The 12471-nt window shown below is 63.7% G+C and carries 12 protein-coding genes; 1 reads left to right on the top strand and 11 read right to left on the bottom strand.

Annotated elements, in window-relative coordinates:
- Positions 1-6 precede the first annotated feature (6 nt).
- From ACNA0I_RS17855 to ACNA0I_RS17830, 6 genes are read right to left on the bottom strand one after another with little or no spacing between them, the layout of a single operon-like run.
- Complete coding sequence (locus ACNA0I_RS17855; RefSeq protein WP_415807356.1) at positions 7-1032, bottom strand: TRAP transporter substrate-binding protein; 1026 nt, start codon at positions 1030-1032, stop codon at positions 7-9.
- A 57-nt stretch (positions 1033-1089) separates the two neighbouring features.
- Positions 1090-2040, bottom strand: coding sequence for an SDR family oxidoreductase (locus ACNA0I_RS17850; protein ID WP_415807355.1), 951 nt, complete (start codon positions 2038-2040; stop codon positions 1090-1092).
- Positions 2037-2831, bottom strand: coding sequence for a hydroxypyruvate isomerase family protein (locus tag ACNA0I_RS17845; RefSeq protein ID WP_415807354.1), 795 nt, complete (start codon positions 2829-2831; stop codon positions 2037-2039). The genes ACNA0I_RS17850 and ACNA0I_RS17845 overlap by 4 nt, the downstream gene beginning before the upstream one ends.
- Positions 2828-3727: an NAD(P)-dependent oxidoreductase gene (locus ACNA0I_RS17840; RefSeq protein ID WP_415807353.1), complete on the bottom strand. Its 900-nt coding sequence runs from the start codon at positions 3725-3727 to the stop codon at positions 2828-2830. The genes ACNA0I_RS17845 and ACNA0I_RS17840 overlap by 4 nt, the downstream gene beginning before the upstream one ends.
- Entirely contained in the window at positions 3724-5436 is a 1713-nt protein-coding gene (ilvD, locus tag ACNA0I_RS17835; protein WP_415807352.1) for a dihydroxy-acid dehydratase, read from the bottom strand. The genes ACNA0I_RS17840 and ilvD overlap by 4 nt, the downstream gene beginning before the upstream one ends.
- A 27-nt stretch (positions 5437-5463) precedes the next feature.
- Positions 5464-6150, bottom strand: a complete 687-nt coding sequence (locus ACNA0I_RS17830; protein ID WP_415807351.1) for a GntR family transcriptional regulator — start codon at positions 6148-6150, stop codon at positions 5464-5466.
- Between the two features lie 273 nt (positions 6151-6423).
- On the opposite strand from ACNA0I_RS17830, the gene ACNA0I_RS17825 reads away from it, so the two are divergent.
- Positions 6424-7338, top strand: coding sequence for a ChbG/HpnK family deacetylase (locus tag ACNA0I_RS17825; protein ID WP_415807350.1), 915 nt, complete (start codon positions 6424-6426; stop codon positions 7336-7338).
- On the opposite strand, the gene ACNA0I_RS17820 is transcribed toward ACNA0I_RS17825, so the two are convergent.
- The 5 genes from ACNA0I_RS17820 to ACNA0I_RS17800 are packed head-to-tail and all read right to left on the bottom strand — an operon-like array spanning position 7335 to position 12414.
- Complete coding sequence (locus tag ACNA0I_RS17820; RefSeq protein ID WP_415807349.1) at positions 7335-8105, bottom strand: enoyl-CoA hydratase/isomerase family protein; 771 nt, start codon at positions 8103-8105, stop codon at positions 7335-7337. The two genes, ACNA0I_RS17825 and ACNA0I_RS17820, sit on opposite strands and share 4 nt — an antisense overlap.
- Positions 8098-9246, bottom strand: coding sequence for an extracellular solute-binding protein (locus ACNA0I_RS17815; protein WP_415807348.1), 1149 nt, complete (start codon positions 9244-9246; stop codon positions 8098-8100). Before ACNA0I_RS17815 ends, ACNA0I_RS17820 begins: the two co-directional genes overlap by 8 nt.
- Positions 9243-10439 carry a CaiB/BaiF CoA transferase family protein gene (locus tag ACNA0I_RS17810; protein WP_415807347.1) on the bottom strand — a complete coding sequence of 399 codons (1197 nt, stop codon included), beginning with the start codon at positions 10437-10439 and terminating at the stop codon, positions 9243-9245. The genes ACNA0I_RS17815 and ACNA0I_RS17810 overlap by 4 nt, the downstream gene beginning before the upstream one ends.
- Before the next feature lie 11 nt (positions 10440-10450).
- A complete protein-coding gene (locus ACNA0I_RS17805; protein WP_415807346.1) occupies positions 10451-11221 on the bottom strand; it encodes an SDR family NAD(P)-dependent oxidoreductase in 771 nt (256 codons plus the stop codon).
- Positions 11218-12414 carry an aldose 1-epimerase family protein gene (locus tag ACNA0I_RS17800; RefSeq protein ID WP_415807345.1) on the bottom strand — a complete coding sequence of 399 codons (1197 nt, stop codon included), beginning with the start codon at positions 12412-12414 and terminating at the stop codon, positions 11218-11220. Before ACNA0I_RS17800 ends, ACNA0I_RS17805 begins: the two co-directional genes overlap by 4 nt.
- Positions 12415-12471 lie beyond the last annotated feature (57 nt).

Below are 12471 nucleotides of genomic sequence, written 5' to 3'. Positions count from 1 at the left end.
GTTCGGTCATTGGCTGTCGAGCTGCTTGAGCTCGGCGCGGAACGACGCCAACGCGGCAGGTCCATCGATACCCTTGGCCGCGGCAGCATCCAGCCAGGTCTGCTCAAAGCCTTTGGTGCGCTCTCGCACTGCTGCTACCAGGGCGTCGTCGGCCTTTACAACCTGGATATCGCCGCCGTCCATCACTTTCCTGGCAACCGCATCATGCTTGTCCCAGGCCTTGCCGGCCAGCTCGGCCAGGTGCCGGCCCGACAGCTTCAGCACGGTGTCCTGGTCCTGCTTGGACAGACGAGCAAAGGCGTCTTCGTTCATGATGACGGCGTGCGTATCGGAATACAGGCCGCCGGGGAACGTCGTGGCATGCTTGATGATGCTGTCCAGCTTGAACGACACCAACGATTCGGCCGGAAAGAACACGCCGTCGACCACGCCGGTGCTCAGCAGTTCGTACGATTCGGGAGCTGGCTTGGCGATGGGGCTGACGCCCAGCGCCTTGGCCACGTCGGTGGCCATGCCGCCGCCGACGCGGATCTTCAGTCTTTCGAAATCTTCGACGCGGGTGATCGATTTGCTGGTGGTGAACGCAATGCCGGGGCCGTGTGTGTAAATACCCAGTAGCCGCACGCCCTTGTGCTCGTCGGCTTTGAGCAGATATTTCTCGTAGGTGTCCCACGCGGCGACCGAGCGCGACTGCGCGGTGTTGCCGGAGAGCGGCATCACGGCGAACTTTGTCAACTGGAAACGGCCCGGGTAGTACGAGTGCGAGATGAACGTGATATCGACCAGGCCGTCACGCACGGCGTCGAAATGGCCCGCCGGATTGGTGACCGCCTTGGGCAGCAGGCGCAGCGTGACTCGGCCGTCGGTGGCTTGCTCGATCTCTTTCGCCCAAGGCGTAATGAAGTCTGCTACCAGGGCATGCGTGGGCGGCAGCCAACTGGATACGGTCAACTGCACTTTCTGGGCGTACGCAGGCACGGTGGCGGCGAGTGCCGCGCCGGCTATCGCGAGTGTGGCAAGGGCTTTGATCATGGATGTCTCTCCTCAGGTGGTTTTCGTGTTTTGGTTTGAGTCGATGGGGGGGGAGGGTTATGGCGTTTGCGCCGCACGGTCCAGCAGCGCCGCCAGGCTGCCGTCATGGCGAAAACCCTCGGCATCGGCAGCAGGCGTAAACAGCGGCGGCTGACTACCGAATTGCACTTCGATGGCAGGTTCGGGGGCATAACGCACCCGCGTGCCTGCCTGGCCGTCGCCACGCTCATCGAACGCCTGCACGATGTCCTGTACCGACACGCGTAGCGCGGGCAAAGTCCAGGCCGTGCGGTCGCCGACCGGCTGCGCGGCGAGCCACGCAGCGTGCAGCAGGTTGTCGATGCAGCATTGCCGTGACATCAGCCACAGCGTGGCTTGCGGGCCGACTGGCAGTGTGCAGGGTTCGCCAACGGTCAGCGCGCGGATCAGCGTACTGGAGAAGGCCGACCAGGCGCCGTTCGGGGCGGGCGGGCGCGGCACGATGCCGGGCAGGCGCACTGAGCGGGCGCGCAGAAAGCCGCGCCGCGTATAGTCCGCCAGCAGGATTTCCATGGACAGCTTGTGTGCGCCGTAGCTCAAGGCCGGCGCGGTCGGTGTGTCGTCATCGACGCGATCGGGCAGTGGCGCGCCGAATACCGCGATGCTGCTGGTGAATATCAGGCCGGGCGACTTGCCCTGCCGGCGCAGATGTTCCAGCAACTGCAGCGAGCCGGCCAGATTGACTTGCAGGCCAAGCTCGAATTGTTCTTCGGCGCGTCCGCTGGCCACGCAGGCGAGGTGGAATACCAGGTCCGGCGCGGGATCGGTGATCGCGGCTAGCACCGACGGATCGGCGAAACTGCCGGTGACGACGCGTACGCGTAAGTCCGCCGGCGGTTCGTCCATGGTCAGGTCGCACAACGTGATGGTGGCCGGCGTGCCGTAGCCGGGCAGACCGGGCAGCGCGCACAACCGCTGCGCCAGCGCGCGACCGACATAGCCATTGGCTCCCGTGACAAGAATGTTCATGGTGTATCGTCCGCGTCTAGTACGGCTTGGTAGGCTTCGCGCCAGGCCAGTCCGGCAGATGTGTCGCCGGCGGGGATGTATTCGCAACCGACCCAACCGGTGTAGCCGTGGCGAGCTAGCGTGCGCAGTGCGCGCGCCACGGCGGGGACAGTCGGGTCGGGCTCGTGGCGGCCTGCCGGGCTGGCGAATTGCACGTGGCGCACCAAGGGCAGCACGCTGTCTAGCGCCGCGTCCATGTCCAGGGCCTCGCGTTGCGTGTGGTACAGGTCGAACTGCAGCCGCACTGCGTCGTGACCGACTGCAGCGATGATGTCGGCGACCTGGTCGGGACGGTTATAAAAATAGCCTGGCACGTCGGCCCGGTTGAGCGCTTCCAGGGTCAGTGACACGCCGGCGCGGCTGGCGAGTACTGCGCCCTGACGCAGGTTGTCGATCAGAGTGGCGCGGCAAGCTCCCGGTGCAACGTCTGCCGCCGGCACGCCTGCCATGGCGTGGATCATGCCGCACTGCGTGGCCTCGCAGACTTGTAATGCGCGTTGCAGCGCGTGGTTGAAATCGACCTCGCGGCCAGGCAGGCTGGCCAAGCCTTTCTCGCCAGGTTGGCCGGGCGGGGTATTGATCAGGACCAGTTGCAGGCCGTGGTCGCGCAACATGGCGGCCAGTTCGTGAGGCTCCAGATCATAGGGGAACAGGATCTCCACGCCGGCAAAACCGTCACGGGCGGCCGCGGCCATGCGCTGCGCCAACGGCAGTCCGGGGTAGAGCAGCGAAAGGTTGGCAGCCAGCTTCATGATGGGTCCTGAAGTGCGGCCGGACCCGGGCGTTCGGGCCAGGCAACGCGCACGATGTCGGACAGGTCGGCCGGGCCCAGCCCTTGCGCGGCCGCGATCCGGTAGCTGGCGAGTACGCCATTCAGGCCGGCCAGCTCGGTGCCGGTGGCGTGTGCCAGCGCGGCGACGTTTTCGACATCCTTGAGCATAGTGGCCACGGTGCCTAGCAACTGGTCCACCGGCGCCGTCATGCGCGGGATAAAAATCTGCAGCAGCGTGGAGTCGGCCCAACCACCCGCCAGAGCGGTGTTCAGGACCGCCGCATCGATGCCGCTGCGCTGTGCCAGCGCCACGGCCTCGGCGATGGCATTGACAGTGCTGGCTACGATGGTTTGATTGCAGAGCTTGGCCACTTGACCGGCACCCACAGGCCCCATGCGCGTGACGCGGCTGCCATAGGCGCGCATGTAGCGCGAGGCCGCATCGATCGAGTCGGCTGGCCCGCCTGCCATGATGGATAGCGTGCCGGCCTGTGCGCCTGCCACGCCGCCGGAGACCGGCGCATCGATCCAGACGCGGCCGCAGGCCTGCTCCAGCTGGCTGGCAAACTGCCGCGCCGTGTCGGGGGCAATGCTCGAGTGGTCCACCAGCCAGGCACCGGCGGCATGATGCACGCCCTGCGCGCCGAACACGGTGTCTTGCACGGCACGCTCGTCGGTCAGACACAGGAACACACCGTCGCAGCCGCGCGCCGCTTCGGCCGGCGTAGCGGCAAGCTCGGCGCCGTCGGCCGCCAGCGCGCGGGCTTTTTCGGGACTGCGGTTCCAGATTCGGACGCGATGGCCGGCGGCCAACAGGCGTCGCACCATAGGCGCGCCCATCAGGCCGGTACCGCAGAATGCCAGTGTCGCGCTCATTCGGCCTCCGGGGTTTCGTACGGCCATTGCACGTTGCCGGAATGCGTGACCGCGCCCTCGTGGGCGGGCCGCACCAGCAGCGCGTATTTCTCCAGCGCGCCGGCCAGCCGAGCCTGTTGCGGCGGCGTGTAGGCGGCGCGGCGGGCTGCCAGCTCGGCGTCGCTCAGTTCGACATTCAAGGCGTTAGCCTGCGCGTCGATGTGGATGATGTCGCCGTCGCGGATCAGGCCGATCGGACCGCCGGCTGCGGCTTCCGGGCCGGCATAGCCGATGCACAGGCCGCGCGTGGCGCCGGAGAAGCGGCCATCGGTCAGCAGCGCCACCTTCTCGCCCATGCCCTGCCCATACAAGGCCGCCGTAACGCTGAGCATTTCTCGCATGCCGGGTCCGCCCTTGGGGCCTTCGTTGCGGATGATCAGCACCTCGCCCGGCTGGTAGGTGCGCTGCGAAACGGCGCGCATGCAATCCTCCTCGTTCTCGAATACGCGGGCCGGGCCGGAGAACTGCAGCGATTTCAGGCCAGCGATCTTGAGCAGCGCTCCCTGCGGACTGAGGTTGCCCTTGAGCACCGTGACGCCGCCCGACGGATGAATGGCGCGCGAGCAGGGCCGCACCACCTCGCCGTCGGGGTCGGGGACATCGGCCAGCGCTTGTTCCAGTGTGCGGCCGTCGAGCGTGAGCACGCTACCGTCCACGTAGCCGCCCATCAGCAGGGCCTTGAGCATGACCGGCACGCCGCCGACTTCGTGCAGGTCGCGGGCCAGAAAGCGACCGCCGGGCTGCAGGTCGGCGATCAGCGGCGTGCGCTGGAACACCTCGGCGACATCGTCGAGGGTGTAGCGGATGCCCGCTTCGTGCGCGATGGCGGGGATGTGCAGCGCGGCGTTGGTCGAGCCGCCTGTCGCTGCAACGGCCGCACAGGCGTTGTCCAGGCTGGCTCGCGTGACCAGCTCGCGCGGCAACGGGCCGCCTTGCGCCAGCGCGCGCATGACACGCTCGCCGGCCTGCTGGGCAATGGCCAGGCGTTCGCTGTAGACCGCTGGCATCATGGCCGAGCCCAGCGGCGACAGACCTAGGGCCTCGGCCACCATGGCCATGGTATTGGCCGTGAACTGGCCGGGACACGATCCCGCCGACGGCGTACAGGTGCGCTCCATGGTTTTCAGATCGGCGGCCGTCATGGTGCCGTGCTGGACACGGCCCACTGCTTCGATAGTGTCCAGGATGGTGGCCTGGCGGCCCAAAGCGTGTCCCGGCAGCGTGGCACCCCCGTACAGGAACACCGCCGGCACGTTCAGGCGCACGATGGCCATCATCATGGCGGGCAGCGTCTTGTCGCAGCCGGCGAAGGCGACCAGCCCGTCGTAGGCATGGCCGCGCACCACTAGCTCGACACTGTCGGCGATCGTTTCGCGCGACAGCAGGCTCATGCGCATGCCGGCGTGGTTCATCGAGGTGCCGTCGGATACCGAGATGGTCGAGAAACTGACCGGCACGCCGCCGCCCGCCGCCACGCCCAGGCGAGCCCGGTCGGCTTGCGGGGCCAGTGCCATCGAGCAGGGTGTGTTTTCGCCCTGCGTGCTGACGATGCCGACGATGGATTTCTCCAGGGCCGCATCGTCAAAGCCGGTGGCGCGCAGGAATGCGCGGTGTGGCGTGCGGGTCAAGCCATGAGTGACCATGCGGGAGCGGTGCTTGTGCAGGGACATGCGGGTTCCTTGTGAAGTGTGCGGGCGCTATGCGCCGGCCAGGGCGGTGCGGTGTGCCGTGAGCTGGTCGAACGCCCAGCAAATGTCGCGCTCCATGGCGGCGCGAGCCGCGTCGGCGTCGCGCCGGGCGATGGCTTGCACGATAGTGGCGTGGAGTTCGTCGGACGGCCGTTCATCGGAATGCATCAGTTCTCGGCTGGCGCGCAGGTAAGGGCCCGATTGCAACCACAGGCTTTCGATGGTGGCCATCATCGATTCCGAGCGCGCAGCGCGATAGATCGTGAAGTGGAACAACTGGTTGGTTTCCAGGCCGTCCGGCACCGAGCGCGGATCGGCCAGCGACTGGCCGATCTGAGCGGCCAAACCGCGCAGCTCGGCCAGTTCGTCGTCGGTGATGTGCTCGACCGCCCACGCCGTCACGCTACCTTCGATCAGCACGCGGGCGCGCCGGATGTCTTCTAGACGTGCGCGAGAAATGACCGGCACCCGCATCGACCGGCTTTTCATGGGTTCCAGGGCGCGTTGAGCTGCCAGCCGGCGCAGCGCCTCGCGCACAGGCATGGCGCTGGTGCCGAAGGCGTCGGCGAGCTCCTGGATGCCCAGTACTTCGCCTGCCGCGTAGTCGCCCCGCATCAGGTGGTCGCGCAGTCGCCGGTAGACGGCTTCGTTGACCGAGGTGTGGACCAGGGGTTCCAGAGTGCGAGTCGGGGGCATTTAGATCTTTGATCAAAAATCAAAGATGCTAGTTTGGGCAAAAACCGGTCGTTCCGCCTATCCAGGTTTCCCCTAGGCACGCCGGCTGGGCGGCTAGCACAGCCGGGCCAGTGGTAGCTGATGGGAAAGGTCATGGTGATACAACGGACCGCAGGCGTTCTGTCATCCATCGGTCTGATTCGGGGTCGCCGGTTGAGCGTTGCAATCAGAACGACATGCTGTGCGGTTATGGTTACCGGTATTTCCCGTCCCACGGCGAAAAGTGAGCCAAGAATGCCAGACGATAACGCCGCTACCAGATTGTTCGATTACCACTCCCAACTTGCCCAGCCGCCCGTTGGTCGGCCCTCGTCGGACGCGGGCACCGGGCAGTGGTGGAAACGCATTGTGGTGTGCGGCGATGATTTTGGCATGAACGCCAGCATCGACGCCGGAGTCATGCGACTCGCTCGGCTCGGGCGTCTGAGCGCCGTCAGTTGTTTATCGCAGGGGCAGACATTTGCCGATCACGGCCCGGATTTACGTGAATTCGATCTGGATTTAGGCGTACATCTGAATCTGACCCAGAGCCTGGGAGACCCCGCCCAGGCGCCGGTCATGGCTTTGCCTGTCCTGATCGCACGCGCCTATGCGGGGCGTCTGGACGAGGCATGGATCGATGCGCAGCTGGCGCGCCAGTTCGACGCATTCGAGGCTGTGATGGGCCGAGCCCCGGATTACGTAGACGGGCATCAGCATGTGCATCAGTTGCCTGGGGTGTTGCCACGTTTGCTGCAATTGCTGGAGTGCCGCTACGGCTCTCGCGCTCCTTGGCTGCGTCATACGGCGCCGGGTATGCAGGATGGTATTCCGCTGCGCGAGTCGGCCAAGGCACGCCTGGTGGGCGCACTAGGGGCGAGCGCCGTCGCTCGCGTGGCGGATCGAGATGGCTGGCGGACGAATCGCCGGTTATTGGGAGTGTATGACCAGCAGGGCGGCGGGCGCCGTTATTCGCGCCTGTTGCAGCGCTGGCTGCACAACGCGCGCGATGGCGACTTGGTCATGTGCCACCCGGCGTTGCCCGGTGGCTGCGATGCGCAGGCATCGCAGCGGGTGGCGGAATTCGAGGTGCTGGCACGCCCCGAGCTCGGCGAATGGATGCGCTGGAACGGCGTGCGTGTGGCGCGGCCGGTCTTGATCAACCCTTAACGCCGCTGGAACGTAGGCGAACGTTTTTCCTGAAACGCCCGACGTCCCTCCATGGCATCCGCAGTGGCAAAGCAGATGGTTTGTAGATCGCGTTCGTAGGCGGTGGCTTGTTCCATGGGCATGCTCAATGCCGCGCGCAGATTGACCTTGGCGGTTTCGGCTGCAATGGGTGCGCGGGCGGCGATCGCGCTGGCAATCGCGGCGGCACGTTCGCGCAATGCATCAGCGGCAACGACGTCACTGACCAAGCCCCAATTCAATGCCTGCTGAGCCGATATAGGGTCGCCCGTCATGACCATCAACGCGGCGTTCGAAGCGCCGATCGAATGCAGCAGTTGCGCCGTCATGCCACCTCCGCCGATCCAACCGAGCTTGATCTCCGGAGAGCCGAGCTTGGCATTGTCCGAGGCGATGCGAATATCGCATGCCAACGCCATTTCGAGACCGCCGCCAAACGCATAGCCATTGATTGCCGCAATGGCAGGTTTTTTGAGCGCGCGAATCAGATCGCAGTAGTCGCGGCGGTTGCGAAAATCCCATGGTGTGGCATAGCTGTCGAGCTCTACGATATCCGAGCCTGCGCAGAATGATTTGGGTCCCGCGCCAGTCAACACGACGGCACGTACGTCGTCGCTCTGATTGCAAGTCTCAATCGCTTGAACGAGCAGTTCGGCCATCTCGGGCGTCATCGCGTTAAGCTTTTCTGGCCGGTTCAGTTCGATCCAGGCCACATGGTCCTGAATGTGCAGGTTGACGAGGTTAGTCACAAAAATTCCTTTCAGCAATCGTAGAGTGCGGTGCGCACAGCGTGTTCAGTCCGTCGGCCAGTGTTGCGGGCGAGGATCTGTTGAACAGCCCTTCACGCAGAAATGCCGACGCGCGGCTTTGCAAAGCGATGAATCCATCATGACGAGGGCGCAGGCTGGCCGCATTCAATGTATCGAGCGTGGCGAGATAGAAATGGCTGCTGTCTGCGTTGACCCCTGGATCTCGCCAACTGGATAGGTGGCTGGGCTGGCCGGCATGCTGCGCAATGAAATGGGTTTGCGCATGTTCGCCGAGCAACCACAGTAGATGCTCGATCAGGGGAGCGTCGATCTGGCAACGCTGCGAAATCGCAATACCAGTGCCGCCGAGAATGGAGCCAGGCGCATTCGATGCAACGCGTGGTGCATTATGAAACGTCAATGCGTTGCCAGCGGCAGTTCGTGTGTAGTTCACGTAGCCATAGACCAAGGGGCATAGCAGCACATCGTCGTGCGTGGTCATGTGATGCAGCAGGGCGATCGGGTTGGCATCTCGCACGGAAACGGGGCTGAGTGCGGCAAGTTCGGCCAGCCATTCGCAGGCTTGTTGAAGTACTTCACGTTGATGCCAGCGTTTGCCGTCATCTAAAGTGAGATCCGGGTCCAGCGCAGCACACATCGACAGCAGCGTCAGAAAGGCATGTGGACCTGCCAGCGACAGCGCGACTTGTTTCGTTTGGCGTGACAGCGCCAGAACATCCTGCCATTGCACAGGCACGGCATGATCCGTTCGCGTCAGCAGATCAGGACGTACCGCCATCACTTGTGTTGCCGCGTCCAACGGCAACGCCCATTGCTGGCCGGCCATGTGATAACTGGCGTAGGTCAGCCCGATGCTGTTGCGTTCTATCGAACGCAGTGCTTCGTTAGGCAAGAGCCGATCCAGCGGTTGCAGGCAGCCTTGTGCCAAGGCTTCGCCCAAGTGCGGATGATCGAGCACAATCAGATCGTATTGCTCGCACAATTGCGCGATGGGGGCGGACTCGAAGCCCTCAAGCGAATGCGTATGCCAGTCGATCAATCCGGTCCGATCTGCGGCGGCTCGTAACGCGGCATAGCCCCTGGGATGATCCCAGGTCAGTCCTTGCCAACGTCGGCTCATGCCTGTTCCCCGCACACAATGGCGCCGTGCGCTTCAAAGGACGCGATACGATCCGCATCGAAGCCGTATTCGCGCAGAATCTGCGCACTATGTTGGCCAGTCAAGGGCGCGCCGCGCTCCACGCGCGCAGGTGTTTTGGTAAAGCGAATGGGAAAGCCCGGCGTTTTAACGTGGCCTTCGGTGGGGTGTTCGTATTCGACAAAGGTCCCGTTGTGCGCGATCTGCGGGTCTGCTACGAGCTCGGCATAACCATACACAGGGCTGCACCAGATACCGGCGGCGTTGAGCCGTTCGAACCAGTCTTTCGTCGTGCGTTGGGTCATCGCTTCGCGCACCAGGCAGAAAATCTCGTCGCGTTGATTCCAGCCCGCTGCCTCATCGGCATAGTCGAGCAGCGCAGGTTGTTCCAGCTCGCGCGCCAACACGGTCATGTCAGGCATGGCCAGCGCCAAATAGCCGTCTTGCGTCGCAAAAGTGCCGTAGGGCGCGCGAATATAGCTGTGCGCATGGGGTTCAGCGCTACGAGTCTGCGGCTTGCCGCCTACTGTGAAGACGGACAACTCCTGCATTTGCAGCGTTGTAATCGCGTCCAGCATGTTGACTTCGACTTTCTGGCCTTCGCCGGTGCGTTCGCGATGAAGCAGCGCGGCCAGTACGCCCTCAAAGGCGCAGTAGGCAGTGACCGCGTCTACCAGGTATTGGCCTGCAGCACGCGGCGCCTCGCCATCGCGGCCGGCCGACAGCATCGCACCCGACATGGCCTGCAACAGCAGATCCTGTCCGGGCCGGCGGGCATAGGGGCCGTCTTCGCCGAATCCCGACATCGAGACATAAATCAGTCTTGGATTCAACGCCGACAGGCTTTCATAGTCGACGCCCAGGCGCTGAGCGACGCCCGGACGGTAGTTTTGAATGAACACATCGGCCTGGCTTGCCATCTGGCGAATGATGGCCTGGCCGTCCTCGCTTTTCAGGTCGACGGCGAGCGATCGTTTGTTGCGGTTGAGAGAAAGAAAGGACACATTGATTTTGTTGCCCTTGATCCCACCCGCGGGCGCATGGCGTTGCCATTCACCCTCTTTGGGCTCGATCTTGATCACGTCCGCGCCTAGGTCGCCCAGCCGCTGTGCGGCAAATGGACCGGCCATGGCGATCGAGCAATCCAGGACCTTGTAACCCGTCAAAATTCCCATGATGAAACCTTTCAGTGCATGACCCAGCCGCCGTTGACGGCGAGGGTCTGGCCGGTGATGAAACCCGCTTCTTCGGAAGCGAGGAATACGATGGCAGCCGCGATGTCGTTGGCGTGGCCGCGCCGTTTGATGGACTGGCGATCGAGGACCATGCGTTCGTAGCCGGGCAGGTCGGGATGGATAGCCTCTGCCGCCGTGGGAAAGGCGCCCGGCGAGATCGCGTTGCAGGTGATGCCCGATGCGCCGAATTCGCGTGCCAGGGCCCGTGTGTTGCCCAGCATGGCGCCCTTGGATTCGACATACGGCTGCAGCAGTTCCCAGCCGCCCGACAGCGTGATGGACACGATGTTGATGATGCGGCCCCACTGTTGTTGCCGCATGCTGGGCAGGGTGGCGCGTACGATCTGCAATGCCGCTGAGACGTTGATGCGATGAATCAGCGCACGGTCGTCGTCGCTGTAGTCTTCGAAACGTTTGGACGGGTAGATGGCGGCATTGTTGATCACGACATCGATGGCGTGGTCGGCCGTCAGCGAATCCAGCGTGCGCTGCAGGGCAGTGGTATCGGCCAGATCGACGGACAGGGTCTGCAATTGACTGGCGAGGGCGGCAGGCACGGCCTCTTGCAGTTGTCGCAGTGCTTCGCTATCGCGATCCACGGCAAACAATTGTGCGCCTTGGTGCAGCAGCGCCAGGCTGACGCCATGTCCCAGCCCGCCGCCTGCCCCAGTCAGTAGCACGCGACGGCCTTGCAAGGAAAACGACATGCTCGATGGGTTCATGTCGAGGCTCCCGAATCCGTGCCACCGTTCAGGGGCAGAAACTCGCCCGAGAGTGCCGGATAGTCGTCGCCTGGTTGCTGAGCGATGGCGCGTATGCGTTGTTCGCATTGCGCGATGTCGTTGGCATCGCCCAGGATGCGGATGCACGTGTCGTAACGGCGTTCCTCTGCGTGCTCGAGCCAGATGAGTTCGCCGCGTTCACGGGCCGCGCCTTCGCCCAGCACATGATTGGTGGACGGCTCGATGCCCATGGCATATTGCCCGGCTTGAAAATTCTGCCATTGATACTGGCAAGGGAATTGATCTTTGCGTGTGGTGACTTCGATACCGATGTTCAGGCGGTCATTCACCAGCGCGACCGGCACGCAGCCGTTCTGGTCCGCTTTCATTTCGTGCTGCCACACCTGCTCGTGAAATCCCAGCTGCGGCGCGGGCATGCGTTGATAGCCTACGCCTTGTGCACGGTATTCATTGGCATGGGCCGCCCAGACGACATCCTGAATGGGGGCGAGATAGCGCGACGCCTCGTCCAGCACGGGATAGCCGACGTTCAAGTGATAGCAGAACATGTGTGGCGTGCGGTAAAAGCCGCGATTGACTACCCGGTCGTGCAATTGAATATCGTTGGTGCCGACCTCGATTTCGATACGCCGGTGCAGTTCCAAATGTTCGCCAAACACGGTGCCTTGCGACACCATGCCCTCGGCCCAGAGAAAGCAGCGATCGCCGTCCCAGCGTTCGCCATAACCTGTCAAACGTGCGGGAATCGTCCCGACGCGGCCATGAATCGAGTGCTGCACTTTTTCTCGCGGCTTATAGACGTAGTTGTCCGCCGGGGAGTCGTGCATGAACAGAATGTGATCCAGGCCGCACGTGATCATCAGGCCGGAGAATGAACGCATCCATCCCAGCCCAGATTCGCCCTCGTATTCATGCAGCCCTGGATGGCGAAAGCCCGCTGGCGAGTGCCAGCCCACGGCATAACCACGGAACTCGCATTCGGCGATGTCCATGGCACGATCGACCAGCACGGTGAATCTCAGGCCCGTGCCGCTGCGAAACTCCAGCAGCCGGATATCACGTTCGACGCCGTCTTGCAGCGTGACGAGCCGCACGCCGGCAAACTGTGCCAGTTGTCCGCAGCGCGATTCGATTTGTTGCCGGGTCATGGCGGTGGCATATAACTGTGCCATGGGTGCTTCTACTCCAGAGGTCGGCGCGCTGCCGCACCGGATAAAGGGAAATGACTA

This window comes from Bordetella muralis (genome assembly GCF_965139205.1).
GTDB classification, from domain to species: Bacteria; Pseudomonadota; Gammaproteobacteria; order Burkholderiales; family Burkholderiaceae_B; genus Bordetella_A; species Bordetella_A muralis.
Note: the sequence above shows the minus strand (reverse complement) of the source record. Positions and strands in the feature narration are given on the sequence as shown.